Raw genomic sequence first — 17,810 nt, forward strand, 5'->3', positions numbered from 1 at the left:
AGATGATATTTGATTTTTAATACAATAAAGAAGGGAGGATTGCATTCTTGTAATAGGATTGAGGCTTATTAAAGAAATCTATGAATCCTTTTCCCCTCGCATCAAAACACGACCTCTTGGTTCATCGCCTTTATGAAGCACAACGTCTGAATGAAGAAATTCTGCTGCTTTTGCTGAATCTTTTACTTTACTGGCGCTCCGTTTCAGCATTTCTGCCTCAAAGTCCGTCAATACACTTTTTCGAATTCCATTTGTTCGCCAGTTTTTAAATGCGCCGCATTCTTTTCTGATTCTGCGGGCAAGTTCCAACGCATCCAGTAAAGCTTGATTGGCGCCTTGACCTTTGAATGGACTCATCGGGTGAACGGCATCTCCAATTAAGGTGATAGCTCCAAGTGTCTCCAATAATTCTGGTGCTAGTAATTCACGGTCATACACGGGATAGCCCGAAATTTGAGTTTCCTTCGTTGCTGCTAATATTTCAGGAATAGGAGAGTGCCACTGCGTTCTGCGACAAGCTTCTGCTTTCAATGCTGCAGCACCTTTTCCACTCAACCCTTTCGCTTCTTCTTCCGTCATCGGGAAACTGAGTTGCCACATCACTGTTTCTGCATCAAAAGGCATCATGTAGATTCGTTCGTTTCCATTGGCAGTCTGAAATACCGTGGCTGAATCCAATAACGGACTTTCCACCGCTTTTAAATCAGCCAACGGACAAATACCCAAAATTACGATGCAATCCAAGTAACGCAAGGGTGTTTTGTCTTCGCCAATTAATAATCGCCTTACCGAACTGCGTATGCCGTCTGCACCGACTACCAAATCGGCTTTTGTGGTTTTAGTTTTTCCATCCACTTGGAAAGTGAGTTCAGTATTTCCTGCTTCGCACTTTTTTAAATCGACCAACTGATGACCCCACTGCACAGCATTATGACCGCCTAATTGTTCCAATAATTCTAAACGCAAGGATTGCCTAGCAATGTGCACATTCGTCCGTCTAGGCGACGTTTGTGTCTCTGACTGCATCCATTTTCGCATTCCCCATTCTCCGATCACATTTCCGTCTGTGGTATGCACCAAATGTCGGGTAGAAACCACCCCTTTTTTCAAAGCGGAAATCCCCAAACCTTTTATCGCATTGCTCGCTTGCTGCAAGGTTAATCCGTAGCCCTGAGAACGTGTATCGAAACTATCGTCTCGTTCATACAATGTAAATGGGATTTCTCGGTGTAAACAGGCTACTGCTAGTGCCACGCCACCGATTCCACCGCCAATAATGGCCACATGTGGATAATGCTCTTGATCTGCCACAGGCGGTTCAGCTGAATGAACCAAACCTGATGAAGAACAATTGGGGCAAGGATACAATGCGCCTTTTGGACGAACTGGAGCCGTTCCTTGGCTGCCGTTTTTTTCGAATTCATCCAATGCCAATTGGTGGAGGAGACGTAGCTTTTTGCGGAGCCGTCGTCTTTGCTTTCCACTTCCTTGACATTCCTGACAAATCGCCCAATGGTCTTTTTTGTTTTCCAATCGTTCTACTTTTAACCGCAATGAATCAATTCACTTCGGGTGTAAAGTTAAAGACACCTTTCTAAACCTACGATATGGATTGCGGGATTGTTTTGACTAAAAACACATCATCCACCGGATTATTGACAAAATCAGTTGGGAGGTCATTTTTTGAAATTCGCTGAAATCCATTCTTTACATAGAATTTATGTGCTGCTTTAAATTGATTCATTGTTCCTAAATAAATGGAATGAATTCCTTGGGTGCTGCACCAATCTTGTGCTTTAGTCAAGAGCAATAGAGCAGTACCAAATTCCACCCCTCGGTATTCTTTCTTTACAAACATGCCTTTCAAAATCGAACGATCGGCAGCAATTCGAATCACTTTTACGGTTCCAACGATTTCTGTTTTATGCCTCGCTATCCAATAGTTATCAATGAATGGAACTGAAAGTGGATTGAGATTAAAGAAGGAGGTTTCAAATTCAGAATCAATCTTTCGCATCATTTCATTCACCTCACTTTGGTGCGCTTTTTCGAAAGGGTGAATGGTGATCATAGTGATTTTTGGTTTATTATTTCTTGGTCAATATAGGAGTTATATCTCTTCAATAACAGACTGTCCTTTGGAACAATCACCTGAAGTCCATTCCCATGTTTCGTGCAATCGGATTTTACCATTGGGCATGATTTCAGGAGTAGAAAAACAAATCCCGGTCATTAACTCACCCTTTTGATTGATTTGATGGTAACGCATTTCTATGTTGCCGTTTTCATCCACCAACCCTATCAAATGACCTTTGACTATTTGCCCGCCTTTATATTCAGAGGTTAAAATGTTACCGTTTTGTTGGTACTCAAAGGTAGTTTCTTCAGTCGTTTCTCCATTCACTGAATTTTGAACTGGTCTAAATGTCTTGTTGTGGTAGTTCACGAGTTGTTTAATTGTGGATTTTTCATTTTAGGTTGGCCGAATTTAATAGTCAGTGGAGTTTTTTTATTCTTTAATATATTTGTTAACGTCCTTTTGCAGTAAGTAAATTGAGAATGTGAAGTAGAATAGGTGGAAGAACCTAAAAACATAGTCTCTTAATTTTGCAACTCCTCCAAAGTATTCATTGTCTTTATTTTCTAAATCTATCATGTTTCTACTAACAATACCGTTACAAGTAAACCAAATTCCAAAAAAAATAAAGGGGACTGCTAGATGAGCAAACTCAGGAATTTCTATACCGTAAATAAAAAGTCCTATTGGTATAATAAAAATAACGAATATGTAACCTATTAAAATTGCAGAAAGGTAATTAAAGAATTTGCTATCTCTTCCATTTGCTTCAATGGCATAGAGACCAACATGTCTTAACCAAATAACGAACAATGGCAGAAAAAGGCCATAAGTCCATAAGGCCTTGTTTGGATTAAGGCTTATAATTTTCTTGGTGAATTTGTTTTTTTTGAAATCGCTCACTTGGTTGAAATGTAAAGTATCAAAGATATAAACTGTTATAAGGCTTGTGATAAAGCTTTAATTAATAATTATTTATATCTACTTTTAGATGTTTTTTTATGTCCTTATTTCGTATTCATAATTTTTAAATTCATAAGTCATCCAAGACCCTGACTCCTTACTGAATCCATTTAATAACAATGTTGATTCATCCTTGATAATTAATTCTTGAATAAATTCAAAAGACTCAAAGTTATCAGCCCAATCTATTTCGAAAATTTCTCCAATATCAGATATTCCATGTTTTTGGTATTTTCTGACACTCAATTCTTCCCAATTCTTTATTTTTATTCGCGTTTCTTTAAATTTTTTAAAGTCGCTAATTCTAACCGAGCCTTCAGAAACAATTTCCATTTCATCATAATCTTCACCAAATAAGATTTCTTTAATTCGGAAATCAGAGAGACTTATGTTGTTAATTTTCAATAGTTCCTTTTTTAATGTTCGTTAAGATACATGCTTTACAAAGTTAATGATACATGAGTTACACTATTTTTTGATAAACTTTAGTTTCTTTTCCATTTTTTATAGCTGCAAATGTTTCTAAATCCGGTATAACTATTTACTAAAGCACTATCAGATCTACATTTGTTGTAATTTAATTCACAGGAGTTTATAAAACTAAGGCCATAAAACTGTCCCTTAATATCAGTCATTTCTCTAATGTTCCCTTTAAGATGTGTAATCAACTCTTTCTTACAAGATGAACAGGAGGTGCTAAATGTTGGGGTTGGGCCATATGGTAAAGACTCTGTGATGAAGGGTTTATTTTCGATACAATTACAATCAATTGAGGACTGTTCGGAACAATATTTCTCTTTACAGTGTTTGTAATTCTTCAAGTTTATCGAATCAGCAAAGAGCGAAGCACTAAAGTAGGTTGCTGAATCAGGTAATGAGTATTGAGGGTAAAACAGACTATCTTCACTTGGTTTGAATTCTAGATATTGGCCGTCAAGGTACTTTTTTATTGTAAATATCGAATCTTTTGAATTAGTAGGTTTTGTATTTGGTATTTTTCCATCTCTAATCAATTGAAGTTCCATTACTCTATCAGAACGCCATTGAGAAAATTGGATAGCTTGTTCGTAAGAATTACCAACCACGGGGTAATTATAATACGCCGGATGTCTTAAATAAGATGTATCTAAAGAACTATAATTTACATTGAGTTCTGACCATACGTTCGTATCAGGTATAGCTTCAATATATGAATCACCGTTTTTCCCATAAACACTTTCCATCCAAAACAAGTATTCTACCCATCCAAAATTTGTGATTTCAGTTTTATCGAAAAAAAGATTATCTGAGATTGCTATTGTACCAGGAGGTGTTAGTGAATCATCTTTTGTTTTAATAGTGTGATTCTTGGATAAATTACACGATACTATTATTGTAATGAGGACTAATAGGGGTAATTTATTGATCATAATTAAAGGTAATGTTTAGGAGTTGGAATGAGAATGAGAACTGCTACTATTTAATCTTATTAAGAGTATCATTTTTTCTTTTTTCAATTTCATTTATCAAGTCCGTTGGTCGTTTTGGAGAAATATTTAATTCTCCTCCACTGATTAGTTTGATAGATAAAATGTCTTTTGACAACCCAATTGCATATAGTCCGAAGCTTTGGGGCTTAATTTCTTTTATGTCATCAAATTTTATAGTTTTCCTATAGAAAAAGGCAAACCGAGTAGTTAGGCTAGTTTGATCAATCGTATAGTAAGTATAATTCCATGTAAGAAGAAGAAACGACCAAAAGAAGATTGTTCCAATTATTAGTGGTTCAGCTGTTGGAATTACTTTTCCAAAAGAAACTCCACTTACTTTCAGAGCCATTAATGTAGTAATTATTAAAGTTGGTCCGTAAAAAAGGGTTTTTCCAAACCAATCTTTTTTTGTGTCAAATCTGATTTTTTCCATTTTAACACCCTTATAATAGTCCTGTTGCTCGAGCTATTTCTAAAAGCGCTAAACCTATTCCTATTATGAAGCTGATACGAGCAATCCATTTTGTTTTTGGGTATTCTTTTAACATCTTTTTTGCAAGATCAAGATCAACTTTTGACTTCTCAAAATCTAGGTCTTCCTTTTCACGTTGTCTTTTGGCTTCTGATTTTTTTGTCTCTTGGTATTTTAACCAACCACCAAATTCTTGTATATTAGTACCTAAAGGTGTTATTCTTGCTGTAAAATGTTGGTCTACATTAGCGATATCTTTGTCATTTATAAGATCTTTAAAAGCATATATAGCTTTAGTGTCAGATATATTAAACTCAGACTCTAAAAAACTGTCAAGAGATATTCCTATAATTCCTTTTTCATATAGGATCATTAAAGTCCTATCTAACATTTCGTTTTTATCCATCTTAATAGTTTTTATAACCCTCTTGTATATATCTTGTTGTGTGATTACGTACTTAATCTATTAAATAAACACCAGATATAAAATCGGCTAGGATTTTAAAAGTAGGCAATAACCAGCCATTATTTATACATCGTGTTGTACTAGGTTACTTAAGTAATTTAGATATTCTTTCACTAGTAAGTTTATTTAATTTACACAGAGGTTTTAATGACCTATCTACATAATTGTCAGTTAATAAATTTTTGTTTTTTGCAGATGTGTAATAAACAGGTAATGAGAAATTATTTGGATAATATTTTCTGTCCGTTACAAAGGGAATTGACCTAGCATCTTCTGAGCAAATTAGCCTACACTTTGTGGTTACTACAATTGCAGGTATGTGTGGGTCATCGAAATCGGGGTCCTCTCTTAAATCTTCGACTTTCTTTTGGTACTCATCAATTTTATTTTGACAACCTTCTATAGCTTTACCAACATCTTTAAGTAATCTAATAATCGGCAAATATTTCGAAGTTTTTGCCATTTCTTTTCGATATTGACTACCTCCATATATCATTAATCCTTTACCTAATAAAATCCATTCAAGAACTGGCTTGAAATCTGAGTGCTTTGCTGATGATTTTGAAAATACATTAGCAATACAATTTGCGTCTATAATTATTGCCATACCTAAATTATATTTCTAATAATTTAAGTTCCTCATCAATAAAAAAGTCTCGGTAACTGGATGGGACTTTTTCAGAGTAAGAGCCATCTTTGTTTATTTTAATATTAGTAATTGAATTCCCTTCAGAGTTTCTTTCAAAAAACAAAACTTTCGTATCGAAATTCACTTCCTTTTTTGATGTATGCAGTTTATATCTCAATCTGTTTATAGTAAAATCACTATGAGTTTCAATTATAAATTTATTTTGGTCAATTTTTACAGCATTATATAAAAAACTACCAAATGCAGATTGCGCCTTTGGATGTAGGTGAACTTCAGGTTGTTGTATTGAAAAGCAAGTTTTCTTTGTTGACAAAACCTCAATAATTAATGGTAAAGACTGAGACACACCATAGCCTACATTAGGAAGTTTAATTTCAATGTCTTTATACTTTACTATTATCTCAAATGGTGAACTATTCTTTTTACCTAATTCTCTTATTTCAATTTCATCAAACAAATTACTGTCCTTACCAAAAGATTCTAAACTTGTAATTATTTTAGTTTTCTCAGTGCTTGTTCTATTTCCTAAAATTTGACGCAGAATTGATGGGATATGTTCTCCTTCTGGTGAAAATTTTATTTTGTATGATTCATAAGTTCTTTTTGCTTTTGCTCTAATTGGCGCTAGCCATTTGTAATTTGAATAAAGCATTTCTCTTCCAAAAGAACCTCGAAAATTAAATTCATTATCATTTTTTATAATTTCACTTTCAATGAGTTTTATCAATATTGATATTGGAATCTGTTTTTGAGGAATATTAATTCTCTTATATTTTTGAGGGAATTTAAAGTCTAAAGCCCAATCTTCAAATTCTGCGGTATCGGAATTTTTTACTCGATACGTAATTTGTTTTTTTGTGAATTTTATTAATACATCCTGTGTTTCTATCTGAACTTTTGCTTGTGTAAGAACAGGAACAGATTTCTCTTCTGTAAATTCAAAAATGACTCTGAATTTTTTTTGATTTTTTTTCTTGTCATCATCTTCGAAATGTGGTTTTTCAATTCCGATTTGGAAAAACTTATCTTCTGTTCTTTTGTTTATTATTTCCTCAAAATAACCAAGTTCAACTTCATTGTTGTTAAACTCATAGTTATACCAGAATTCTGGACTAGATAAAAGATTAATAATTTTCAAGAAAGAAGTTTTTCCAGTGCTATTTTCTCCAACAAGAAAATTAATATCTTCTAATTCAATAAATTGCTGCTCAAACCCTTTGTAATTCTTTAAATATATTTTTTCCATTTAAGTTATTTCTAATGTAGTGATACAACCGAATAAAGCGAGAGGTGCGTTTATTTGCCTTATGTCAGTTGTATTATTTTTTATAATTGGAATTTAATAATTTAAGTATTTGTTGTCGTTTAATACAGATAACTCTCTTTTACTAAAAATCCAAACCCGAAGATAAGCCAAAAAGCCAAATAATCCCACAGTCTGTTGAAAAATAAAGCATTAAAATGAAAAATGAGTTCTATCTCTTACGGATACGGAATGTACGTATCGTCTCCAGGTACTTTTGGGAACAGCTTGTTTTGCCAATCTGCTTTAGCTTGCTGTAGTTTTTCTTTGTCGGAAGACACAAAATTCCACAACAAAAAAGGTTCGTCTTCAAGTGGTTCGCCGCCAAACAACAACACTTGGGTGCCTTCTTGCAGTTCTATGCAACATTGTTCATCTGTTTTGCTAATCAACATTTGTCCGGCTTCTATGGTTTCTCCCTCGTGGGTAATGGCTCCTTTTACAATTACAAAAGCCACTTCGCCTTTCAGTTGGTCTTTCAAATACAAATGAGTGGCATTTTTGGCCAATACATCCACCATAAATAGGGGAGAGTAGCCCGTTAAAGGCGCTTTTCGTCCAAAACCTTCACCAGCTACCAAGGTAATTACCAAGTCGTTTTCTTCCCATTTTGGCAAGTCAGTCCGAGGGTAAAAGTCAAACTGTGGCGCCATGTCTTCCAAGTCTTTGGGCAACGCCACCCAAATCTGATAACCGTGCATTATAGAGGTTTTGCCATTTCTTAAATGAGTAGGCGTTCGCTCGGTATGGGTTACTCCAGCGCCAGAGGTCATAAATCCCACATCACCAGGTCGAATCACTTGCACGGTTCCTGTGCTGTCTCGGTGCTCTATTTCGCCTTCAAATAAATACGTCAGTGTAGATAATCCGATGTGCGGGTGTTGGTCTACATCTAAATAAGAGCCTTCAAAAAGTTTTGCCGGCCCCATGTGATCGATGAATGTAAAGGGGCCCACTTGGCGTTTTCCCTTAAATGGAAGCAGTCGCCCCACCATAAAGTTTCCCAAGTCACGTTGACGTTCTTTTACGAGCATTGTAGTGTTGTTCATTGTCGTTTGTTTTAATTCTTAAAAATAAGAATTAACTTTTCTTCTTTCAGGATGTATTTTTCATTTTTTTCGCCGTGAATATTTCGACAAGCTCAATAACCACTTACGAAATAAACCTGTGCTGAGCACTTCGAAATACTCAGTACAAGCTTTAATCGAAGTAGAAGAAATCGTCCTTTGTAGATAATTTTTCATTTTTTTCGCCATGAAAAAAACGAAACAAAAAAAACTCGTCCTTTGAAGTAATTTCAAAAAATTGATTTCTTAATTTTTTGATGATATGGCAACTTTTTCGACTATCGTCGAAATTCGGACAGGCCATATCACTTAACCAAAAATCTGCGAAAATTTTTGGAAAATTCCTTCAAGGGACACTTCCCGACAACTTCGAAGTTTTGAATTAGATTCAATAATAGTCTAGTTATATGAGGAAGGAATTTTTAATACAAGCTGAGCTTTTCCGTTCTTTTTGCTTGGTTATTGAGCATTTGTCGAAATACACCAAAAAGGACATAAAAGAACAAGAGAAAAGAAATTTAAATTCCATTAGAAGCAGTCAAAATAACTGGTTCACCATCAGTAATGAGAATCGTGTGCTCGTGCTGCGTTACAAAACCACCTTTGTTGCCGACCAATGTCCAGCCATCTTTCATTTCATTGGCGATATTGGATTTTGTAGAAATAAACGTTTCTACTGCAACTACTGAGTTTTTTTGGAAAATTTCTTTGTTTTTGGGATCTCCGTAGTTCAAAATATCTGGTGACTCGTGCAAGCTTCGTCCAACGCCATGTCCTGCTAAATTTTCAATGACCACATAGCCAGATTTGATGGCTTCTGTTTCAATCAAGTGTCCAATTTCAGCCACTGGAACACCGTCCTTTATTTGGCTAATGGCTTTTTTTAGAATACGGTTAGAGGCGTCAACTAATTGTTGATGTCCATTAATGTCTTTTCCCAACACAAAAGAACCGCCATTATCCGCCCAAAATCCATTCATTTCAGCAGATACGTCTATGTTGACTAAATCACCTTCTTTCAATATTTTGTGGCTTGCAGGAATGCCATGTGCAATCTCATTATTCAAGCTGATGCACGTCCAACCCGGAAATTCATACGTTTCGTAAGGTGCTGATTTGGCTCCAAAGCTTTTCAAGAGTTCACCACCGTAATCGTCTAGCGCTTTGGTGCTCATACCGATTTTGGCGTATTCACGCATTTTTTTTAACGTCACCGCTACCACTTCGCTGATGGCTTTCATTCCTTCTAATTCAGACGCTTTCGTTATTGACATGTTGTAGTTCTTTAGGTTTGTAAAATTAACGAATTTAGACCCCTTACTCTAGGGAATAAACATAACCTTTTCGCAGCAGCTCAAAGAATTCAGTGTCCAATTGTTCCACTTCTTGAATTCTTAAATGGTGGGCGTATTTCTTCGAAAAGAGGGTTACTTTATGAAATCGGTCAGAGGGAATCACTTCAGGGTAATAGAACTTGATGTCCAACACCGTTTTCATGGGTCTGATAATCAACCATGCTTTTTTGCTCGAAAACACTATGGTATTCACGGAAGGGCCCACAGAGTTGGGTTCCCATTGGGAAGTTACTTGCAAGATGTGATCAAAAACCAACACCAATTCGTCGGGTTTCCCCAAAAATAATTCTCCAATGTCCTTGGTAGTGCAGTAATGCGACTGGTTGGTCGTTTTGAAGTTTCGATTACATTTTGGGCAGGTCCACATGGTGATTATATGTTCGTTTTAGGATTTGTTTTTATGTTCTTTTGGCTTGAACCAAAATGAACCAAAAGTTCAAGTCTTTGAGCATTCTTCTGCGAATTTCTTCTCAAAGCCTAAGACGTTCATCGGATCTCCTCAATTCTTCGGAGCTAGATGAACTTTCTAAGACTTCGTTTCGAATTTCTTGAAGAATTCTCAAGGACAATTTAAATGAATTAAGGGTAACTACTCTTCAAAAAACTCTTTCAAATTTCCAACATACTCCACATTCCAACCTTCAACAATGTCTTCATAATCAGTATCTGGAATGTTGCTATGCCTCAATTCTAGAGAAGTTCGTTGTTTGTCTTCGTGCAATTTAATGGTGACAATCGAAGGTTCTTCCTCTCCAAAATACCATTGCTGCACAATTTTCTTATTCGGTTCGAATTCTAGGTTTTTCCCTGTAATGGCGCCTTCCCATAAGGAGAATTCGCTGCCTGGTTCGGTGCTCATTTCCGCCTCTTCGCCGCTCCACAAAAAGATGGTGGTGGAAGTGGTCAATGCCAAATACACTTCTTCAGGAGTGGCGTTGATGCTATAATAGGCTTTAAAATCTTTCATTTATCTCCATTCTATTTTGTGAGAAATGTCTGTCAAGGGGTTTTTGTCCAATAATTTTAAGTCTTCCAACGGAATTCCTAGTTGGAATAACCCCATGCAGCGCTCGTTTTCTTTTAGTTTCAAATAGTGCTTAAAATCTTCTCCCAATACTAGCGCTCCAGTTCCCCAGTAGCCCCCAACTCCATGCGATTCGCAACTCAAATAGATGTTCTGAACGGCACAAGCTACGGCCCAATCTTCCTCGAATTTGGGTAACCGCTGTTGTTCGTCATAACAGACAACAATCGCGATGGCATGAGAGACTTTGCGGGCCTTCATCTTCATTTTCTTCACCTTCACTTCTGAAAATTCCTCTGCAGGATTGGTTTGTCGATAGATTTGAATTTGCTCATCAAAAAGTTCCTCTAAAGATTGAGCGGTGAACACGATAAAGCGCCAAGGTTCAGTTCTTTTATGAGAAGGAGCGTGATTGGCATTTTCCAAGATGGAAAGGATCACATCTGGTTTGATTTTTTTCGTTTCGTCAAATTGCAATGGAAACAACGATCTTCTGTTTCTAATCCATTGATTGACTTCGATAGAATTGTTCATATTAGGCAAATAGATAAAAGTCTTTCACCAAAGTTAAATATTGTGTGGTGTATTCATGGCGTTTATCGGTCTCAATTATCAACGAATCGCTAATTAATTCGCTTTGATGCTTGGAAAACTGCAATAACTCCCGCTTATAAGGTTTGTTAGGATGACCTTTCACCCGAAGTTCTTTATTGAGGAAAAGTTCGGCTTGAGTCGCTGCAGAAATGTATTCTTCTTTGTGCTCGGTGGGAATGATGCAGCAGAAATTACCATCAGCGCTCAACAATTCCGCTACTTTCTGAAACAGCAGAGCGGGAGGTAGGCTGGCATTTTGTCGTGCGGTATCTCGTTGGGTGTTTCCACTGAAATAAGTGCCGTTAAAAAATGGAGGATTGCTCACAATTAGATCAAAAGAATCAGCTTGGAATTGACCTAAATCTATTTGCTGAGCGGTTAATCGATCCGCCCAATTAGAATTTTTGAAATTCTCGTTGGCTTGCTCAATGGCCGTTTCTTCAATGTCAATGGCTGTGATTTTAGCTACTTTGTATCGTTGAGCCAACATTAAAGCAATCAGTCCGCTACCTGTACCTATGTCAAGTATTGTTTGAGGTGAAATGTGATTGGCCCAAGCGCCCAGTAAAACACCATCAGTGCCTATTTTCATGGCACATTTATCGTGAGCTACTTCAAATTGTTTGAAACGAAAGGCGTTCATTAGCCTTCTAAATAGAGTTCAATTAACCCCTCAGTGGTTTGCACATGAATGGCTTTATTTTCTCTATCTACTTTGAGAATGGTGTTGTCTAAAATGGGAATCAATACTTCTTTATCTCCAGCCGTAATTTGAAAAATGTCTTGCGATGGATAATCAAGCACCGACTCTAAGGTGCCCACTTTCCCGAAACGCTCGTCGTGCACTTCCCATCCTTTTACTTCGTGGTAGTAAAATTGATCGCCCTTTAATTTAGGCAATGCAGCAGCAGGTAAGTACAATTCTTTCCCCACAAGGTCTTTTGCTTCGTCCTGAGAACCGATGCCTTCAACGGTCACACGCAAGATTCCTTTCTGTTGCAATTTAGCTTGCGTCAAAAAGAAAGGGACTAACGTATCATCGTTTTTGTTGATCCGAATGAATACAGCATCCAATCCTTCATAAGAAGAAGGGGAATCAACATCCAATTTGAATGCTAATTCCCCTCTGTTTCCGATTACTTTGGAAGTGTACCCTAAATAAAAGCAATTTGCTATTTTCAAGGTCTTCGTATTTTTATTCTGCTTTTGGCTCTTCTTCTGAAGATGCTTCAGTTGCAGGAGCTTCTTCAGTCGCTTCAGCAGCTGGTGCCTCTTCTTCTGGAGTTTCTTCTACTACTGGTGCATTTTTAGCAGCTACTTCTTGAGCTTTCTTCTCATTAGCAGCAGCTTCAGCCTCAGCTCTTTTCTTCTTGTCAGCAACCTCAGCAGCAGATAAACCGTCTACTTTAGATTGAACTTTGTTTGCTTTTTCGTCTAACCAAGCGTTGAATTTCTCATCAGCTTGCTCTTGCGTTAAAGCTCCCTTAGCAACACCTTTTGCTAAGTGATTTTTGTAAAGGATTCCTTTGTAAGAAAGAATAGCTCTAACTGTATCAGTTGGTTGAGCTCCTTTAGTTAACCAATCAAAAGCTTTATCGAAATCCAATTCGATTGTTGCAGGATTGGTGTTTGGGTTATACGTGCCTAATTTTTCAATAAACCTCCCATCACGTGGGGCACGACTGTCAGCAATAACAAGGTGAAAAAAAGCATTTTGCTTTCTACCGTGTCTTTGCAATCTCATCTTTACAGGCATAAGTCTTGTTTAATAATGATTAATAAATAAATTTTTCGAGTGGCAAATGTCCGCTTTATATTCCAATAATAAAACAACGTTTTGAAATATTTTATTTGTTCTGAAAGTGAGTGATATCAATGGATTTACAGATTAATCTTCCACCAACTCGCTAATCTCATCCATTTTTTTACGCGTATATCTGCCAGAAGTGGTGTAAATAATGGTTCCTTCTTTGTCTAAAACGTATAGGTAGGGCACCTTTCGGTCTTCCATGGCCAAGTCATCTCTCAGATTTCCCATTTCTCCTTTGTACAACAAAATGTTGTCTCTGTAGGTATCTGTTGTTCCTTCTTTGATCATCTTCTCGGCTTTGTTATAGGCCGCTTTGTTCACTCCGGTAAATAAGAGTACCAACTGTACATTGACATCATACACCATGGCATTCAAGCCATCTTCATCCAAAAATAGATCGTAAACAGGACCTCCCCAAGTGTACAAATCGTTTTGAGCATCTTCTGAAAAGGCGACACCTATTAATGTGAATTTACCTTTCGTATCGGTTGGCAGAGAAACACTTTCATCGTCAAGATTGGCTGCATCGATTGCAGGAAATGGATTGCCCTCTTGTGCTGTAGCAAATATGGAAGCAATTAGAAGGATTGGGAATAAGATCTTTTTCATCGGTTTGTTTTTAAATAATACGCTAAAATTCGGATTATATTTTGATAGATTCAAAATATTGAATCGCCAATTGATAGGATAAAAATCCAAACCCACTGATGGATCCAACGCAGTTTTTTGCAATCAAACTAGTCTGTCGTTCTACTTCTCTGGCCATAATATTGGATAAGTGAACTTCAACTACAGGTACTGAAATAGCTGCAATGGCATCGGCAATGGCAATGCTCGTATGTGTATAAGCTGCTGCATTTAAAATGATTCCATCAAAGTTACCGTCTGCTTCTTGGAGGTAATTCACCAATTCGCCTTCTATGTTGGATTGTTGAAAAGACATTTCGACGTCCGAAAACTGTTTTTTCAATCCTTCCAGAATCTCTTCAAAGGTTTGTTTGCCGTAAATGTTGATTTCACGTTTTCCCAACAAATTCAAATTTGGGCCGTTGATAAGTAGAATTTTCATACACCAAAGATAAGGTACAAAATTATAATTTTGATTCATGAACTGGACACCAGACCTAAATGGTTTTAAAGCTTATTTACAATTGGAGAGATCGCTTTCGGAGAATTCGATTGAGGCTTACCTGAGAGATGTCGATAAGTTGGTGCAATTTTTTGAAGCCATCTCTTTGGATATTTCTCCCACTAAAGTAACAGATCAGCACCTTTCTGATTTTATCAATTGGATAGGTGAGATTGGCCTAGGCGCTCGTTCTCAAGCACGAATCATCTCTGGATTGAAAGCCTTTTACAATTACTTAATCATGGAGGATCGGATAACTGTTGATCCAACGGAATTGATTTCTATGCCACAGTTGGGACGCAAGTTGCCCGAAGTGCTGAGCATTGAAGAAATCAATGCCATGATTGCGGCGATTGATTTAAGCAAAGCAGAAGGGGAGCGGAATCGTGCAATTATTGAAACCTTGTACAGTTGTGGCTTGCGCGTGAGCGAGTTGGTGAATTTGCAATTATCTCATGTGTTGTTTGAAGAAGGATTTTTGAGAGTAACTGGGAAAGGAAACAAGGAGCGGTTGGTGCCCATGGGGAAAGTGGCGATAAAGTACATCCTCTATTATATGGAAGCCACTCGGAATCATACAAAGATTAAAAAAGGCGATCACGATATTTTGTTTTTGAATAGGCGAGGAGGCCGATTAACACGAGTGATGATTTTTACCATTGTGAAGAACTTGGCGCTTCTAGCAGACATTGACAAAACAGTGAGTCCGCATACGTTTCGGCATTCTTTTGCCACTCATTTAATAGACGGTGGAGCTGATTTGCGTGCCGTACAAGAAATGTTGGGACACGAAAGCATCACCACTACGGAGATTTATACGCATCTAGATGTGGGGTATTTGAAAGATACGATTACGCAGTTTCATCCGAGAGCGTAATTTCAATGTATCAATATAACAATGTAACAATAAATCAATGTATCAATTTAACATTGTATCAATAAGTCAATGTAACAATGAACCATTATATCAAAATATCAATGGGACATTGCTTCGCAATATTTGGATTTTAACATTGTCTTGGGAAATAAGTTAAAAGGACATCGAGTGAATACTTCAATCTTAAACTAATCTTAAAAAAAGTCCTGAAGGGACGACATTATTATAGGAAAGGGTGCAACCCATTTGATAAACAAGAAAGAGTAAGAAAACCCTGAAAGGGTGAAATAATCAATTTAGCAATATATCAATGGAATGATGTAATAATGAATAGACCTTAAAAGGACATCGAGTGATTGCGTTTTTCACGCGATTGTTTCGAGATGCGCTTTTAAGCTACCATTTCTTCAACGCATCATACAGCAAATGCATCGGCATTCCCATCACGGTGTAATAAGATCCTGTCATTTTTTGAATGGCGATGTATCCAATCCATTCCTGAACGCCATAAGCACCAGCTTTGTCTAGCGGTTGAAATCGATTGATGTAAAACTCAATTTCTTCTTCGTCCAATGGTTTGAAGGAAACTTGAGTTTGATCACAGAAAACTATTTTCTTTTCTGTATCCATTAAGCAAACTGCAGAATAAACGGTATGTGTATGTCCGGATAATTCCCGCAACATCTGCTTGCCTTCTTCCAATGATTTTGGTTTCTCCAATACTTTCCCGTTTAGGCAAACCACGGTGTCAGAGGTGATCAATAATTCATCATCCTTTAAGTCATCAGCAAAGGCAGCTGCTTTTTGCTCGCTGATATACGATGGAATCTCGGCTTCCTTTAAATGCGCCGGATAACTTTCGTCGATGTCTTTGGTTCTGATTTCAAAATCAATACATAAGCCCTTCAGCAGTTCTTGACGACGTGGAGACTTGGAAGCTAATATTATCTTTTTGTTGAGCTTATTGAGCATTCATGAAAAATTCTTGGAAGTAAATCACAGAGGTGAATAAAATACCAAAAAGCATAATCAACTTAGTCAATCGACTCGCCCAGGCGTATTCGTTTTTCTTTTTTGCACTGAAGAGTTTCACCATCAATAAAATCAATGGCAATTGGATAAACAAGGAGAAGTAAGCGAAAGAGATAAATTCTGAGCTGACCAATTGCATGTATTGCACCAATGCTAAAAAGACAAAAGTAATACTACTTATTATGATGGCAGTATTGTTTGCAATGTTAATCCCTGCCACGATTGGCAAGGTTTTACAACCTTGTTCCAAATCACCTTCGTAGTCTTCTATGTCTTTGATGATTTCGCGAATGAAGGTCAACAAGAACGCAAATAGGGCATAACCTGCGATCCAAAGTCCAATATTTTTCAATACATCTTTAAAGAATACTGCTGCATAGATTGGGTTTTCATTCGGAAACAATAACATGTAATGCTGCAATTGATCCAATAAATGATTTTTTAACTCGACAAATTCATACAATCCTGCTGAAATCGGCACCAATGCTGTTAGACTCGCAATGATGAAATTACCGACCAACATTCTGCGTTTGAAATTAACCGAGTAGTACCAAAGCACCAAAACACTAGCGATTTGAATCAGTGCCAACCAAGGAGATTTTAAATAAAGTGCGATGTAAATCGAAATGATGATGGCGATTAAGCTGATTACGATGTGAGCGCCCATCGCCACTCTGCGTTTAATTAAGCTACCAACAATGACCTTTTTTGGCTTGTTGATTAAATCAATCTTGGTATCAAAGTAATCATTGATGATGTATCCAGCGGCCGCAATCATCACAGTGGCGAGCACCAATAAAAAGAACAATGATTCACTGAGTGCCAATGTAAATCCTGAACCATTCAGCATTGGGAACATTAATCCAAAACGAATGGCGTATTGCGTCAATGCAATGATGATTAAGTTCGGTGAACGAATGAGGCGAAAAAAGGCAAAAAAGCTTTTCATATTCGATTGGATATTTTTCCAAAATTACCTAATCGGGTGTAAAGTTGAACTATGGTTGAATACTATTTTTTTGTTAAGAAAGAATAAATAAGTGGTTGTTATTTATTGGTTTAATAATTTGGAGGAAGATTAAACCGTGAAGGCGCAATAGTCTTTAAGACTAAGACTCATTATCGACTTGGATTTTTAAACCACAGAGGCACAAAGGGAATGTCACAAGGGTCGCAAAGAATAAAAGTTGTTTTATAACAAAACCTTGGAGGTTTAGTATTCAGCTCGAAAGTAAACCTCCAAGGTTTGGAGTGTTGATTGATATTCGGTTTCATTGAGTGTAAGTTCGCACGAACGTGTATGAATGTGACATTTTCTTGTCCATTCAATTCATTTTTAAAAAGTACCCACGAAATGAATTATCAGGGTCTTTCAACTTTCATTTTTGTTCACAAGTAAGACACAGATAAATGTATTCTCCGTCATCTTTGTTTCGAATACAATCTCTTATGAAATCAATATTTTTCATTTTTCGATTTCCAAGTTTCTTTGTCAATACTAAGTCGAATTCAAGCCAATCATT

The 17,810-nt window shown here is 36.8% G+C and carries 23 protein-coding genes; 1 reads left to right on the forward strand and 22 read right to left on the reverse strand.

The genetic code is table 11. The features are described from left to right. Window positions 1-78: 78 nt before the first annotated feature. The 20 genes from ACTB0X_RS13255 to aroQ all read right to left on the reverse strand — a co-directional run bounded on the left by ACTB0X_RS13255 (window position 79) and on the right by aroQ (window position 14,318). Window positions 79-1,533, reverse strand: coding sequence for an FAD-dependent oxidoreductase (locus ACTB0X_RS13255; protein WP_463025519.1), 1,455 nt, complete (start codon window positions 1,531-1,533; stop codon window positions 79-81). Window positions 1,534-1,600: 67 nt separating this feature from the next. After that, window positions 1,601-2,071: a GNAT family N-acetyltransferase gene (locus ACTB0X_RS13260; RefSeq protein WP_463025520.1), complete on the reverse strand. Its 471-nt coding sequence runs from the start codon at window positions 2,069-2,071 to the stop codon at window positions 1,601-1,603. A gap of 39 nt (window positions 2,072-2,110) precedes the next feature. After that, window positions 2,111-2,446, reverse strand: coding sequence for a n-acetylglutamate synthase (locus tag ACTB0X_RS13265; protein WP_463025521.1), 336 nt, complete (start codon window positions 2,444-2,446; stop codon window positions 2,111-2,113). A gap of 63 nt (window positions 2,447-2,509) precedes the next feature. Next, window positions 2,510-2,980: a hypothetical protein gene (locus ACTB0X_RS13270; protein WP_463025522.1), complete on the reverse strand. Its 471-nt coding sequence runs from the start codon at window positions 2,978-2,980 to the stop codon at window positions 2,510-2,512. Between the two features lie 96 nt (window positions 2,981-3,076). Then, entirely contained in the window at window positions 3,077-3,445 is a 369-nt protein-coding gene (locus ACTB0X_RS13275) for a hypothetical protein (RefSeq protein ID WP_463025523.1), read from the reverse strand. A gap of 80 nt (window positions 3,446-3,525) precedes the next feature. After that, a complete protein-coding gene (locus ACTB0X_RS13280) occupies window positions 3,526-4,449 on the reverse strand; it encodes a hypothetical protein (protein ID WP_463025524.1) in 924 nt (307 codons plus the stop codon). A 46-nt stretch (window positions 4,450-4,495) separates the two neighbouring features. Continuing rightward, window positions 4,496-4,942 carry a PH domain-containing protein gene (locus tag ACTB0X_RS13285; RefSeq protein WP_463025525.1) on the reverse strand — a complete coding sequence of 149 codons (447 nt, stop codon included), beginning with the start codon at window positions 4,940-4,942 and terminating at the stop codon, window positions 4,496-4,498. 10 nt (window positions 4,943-4,952) lie between these two features. After that, window positions 4,953-5,387 carry a hypothetical protein gene (locus tag ACTB0X_RS13290; RefSeq protein WP_463025526.1) on the reverse strand — a complete coding sequence of 145 codons (435 nt, stop codon included), beginning with the start codon at window positions 5,385-5,387 and terminating at the stop codon, window positions 4,953-4,955. Window positions 5,388-5,532: 145 nt separating this feature from the next. Continuing rightward, window positions 5,533-6,054, reverse strand: coding sequence for a hypothetical protein (locus tag ACTB0X_RS13295; RefSeq protein ID WP_463025527.1), 522 nt, complete (start codon window positions 6,052-6,054; stop codon window positions 5,533-5,535). A gap of 7 nt (window positions 6,055-6,061) precedes the next feature. After that, complete coding sequence (locus tag ACTB0X_RS13300; protein WP_463025528.1) at window positions 6,062-7,342, reverse strand: AAA family ATPase; 1,281 nt, start codon at window positions 7,340-7,342, stop codon at window positions 6,062-6,064. 236 nt (window positions 7,343-7,578) lie between these two features. Then, window positions 7,579-8,448, reverse strand: coding sequence for a pirin family protein (locus tag ACTB0X_RS13305; RefSeq protein WP_463025529.1), 870 nt, complete (start codon window positions 8,446-8,448; stop codon window positions 7,579-7,581). 536 nt (window positions 8,449-8,984) lie between these two features. After that, window positions 8,985-9,740 (reverse strand): type I methionyl aminopeptidase, encoded by a 756-nt coding sequence (map, locus tag ACTB0X_RS13310; protein ID WP_463025530.1) that lies wholly within the window; start codon window positions 9,738-9,740, stop codon window positions 8,985-8,987. 43 nt (window positions 9,741-9,783) lie between these two features. Further along, a complete protein-coding gene (locus tag ACTB0X_RS13315) occupies window positions 9,784-10,188 on the reverse strand; it encodes a DUF5655 domain-containing protein (RefSeq protein WP_463025531.1) in 405 nt (134 codons plus the stop codon). A 222-nt stretch (window positions 10,189-10,410) separates the two neighbouring features. Beyond that, window positions 10,411-10,788, reverse strand: a complete 378-nt coding sequence (locus ACTB0X_RS13320; RefSeq protein ID WP_463025532.1) for an SRPBCC domain-containing protein — start codon at window positions 10,786-10,788, stop codon at window positions 10,411-10,413. Continuing rightward, window positions 10,789-11,379, reverse strand: a complete 591-nt coding sequence (locus ACTB0X_RS13325; RefSeq protein WP_463025533.1) for a nitroreductase family protein — start codon at window positions 11,377-11,379, stop codon at window positions 10,789-10,791. A gap of 1 nt (window position 11,380) precedes the next feature. Then, window positions 11,381-12,082 carry a tRNA1(Val) (adenine(37)-N6)-methyltransferase gene (locus ACTB0X_RS13330; protein ID WP_463025534.1) on the reverse strand — a complete coding sequence of 234 codons (702 nt, stop codon included), beginning with the start codon at window positions 12,080-12,082 and terminating at the stop codon, window positions 11,381-11,383. Then, entirely contained in the window at window positions 12,082-12,621 is a 540-nt protein-coding gene (gene rimM, locus ACTB0X_RS13335) for a ribosome maturation factor RimM (RefSeq protein ID WP_463025535.1), read from the reverse strand. Before rimM ends, ACTB0X_RS13330 begins: the two co-directional genes overlap by 1 nt. 13 nt (window positions 12,622-12,634) lie before the next feature. After that, window positions 12,635-13,195, reverse strand: a complete 561-nt coding sequence (locus ACTB0X_RS13340) for a 30S ribosomal protein S16 (RefSeq protein WP_463025536.1) — start codon at window positions 13,193-13,195, stop codon at window positions 12,635-12,637. 132 nt (window positions 13,196-13,327) lie between these two features. Then, window positions 13,328-13,858, reverse strand: a complete 531-nt coding sequence (locus ACTB0X_RS13345) for a hypothetical protein (protein WP_463025537.1) — start codon at window positions 13,856-13,858, stop codon at window positions 13,328-13,330. Window positions 13,859-13,892: 34 nt separating this feature from the next. After that, window positions 13,893-14,318 (reverse strand): type II 3-dehydroquinate dehydratase, encoded by a 426-nt coding sequence (aroQ, locus tag ACTB0X_RS13350; protein WP_463025538.1) that lies wholly within the window; start codon window positions 14,316-14,318, stop codon window positions 13,893-13,895. Window positions 14,319-14,355: 37 nt separating this feature from the next. On the opposite strand from aroQ, the gene xerD reads away from it, so the two are divergent. Continuing rightward, window positions 14,356-15,255: a site-specific tyrosine recombinase XerD gene (gene xerD, locus ACTB0X_RS13355; RefSeq protein WP_463025539.1), complete on the forward strand. Its 900-nt coding sequence runs from the start codon at window positions 14,356-14,358 to the stop codon at window positions 15,253-15,255. 396 nt (window positions 15,256-15,651) lie between these two features. Here xerD and ACTB0X_RS13360 read toward each other — a convergent pair whose 3' ends face one another. Continuing rightward, window positions 15,652-16,227, reverse strand: a complete 576-nt coding sequence (locus ACTB0X_RS13360) for a Maf family nucleotide pyrophosphatase (RefSeq protein ID WP_463025540.1) — start codon at window positions 16,225-16,227, stop codon at window positions 15,652-15,654. Next, on the reverse strand, window positions 16,217-17,236 hold the full coding sequence (locus ACTB0X_RS13365) for a geranylgeranylglycerol-phosphate geranylgeranyltransferase (protein ID WP_463025541.1): 1,020 nt from the start codon (window positions 17,234-17,236) through the stop codon (window positions 16,217-16,219). Before ACTB0X_RS13365 ends, ACTB0X_RS13360 begins: the two co-directional genes overlap by 11 nt. Between the last annotated feature and the right edge of the window lie 574 nt (window positions 17,237-17,810).

The organism is Acidiluteibacter sp., assembly GCF_055129545.1.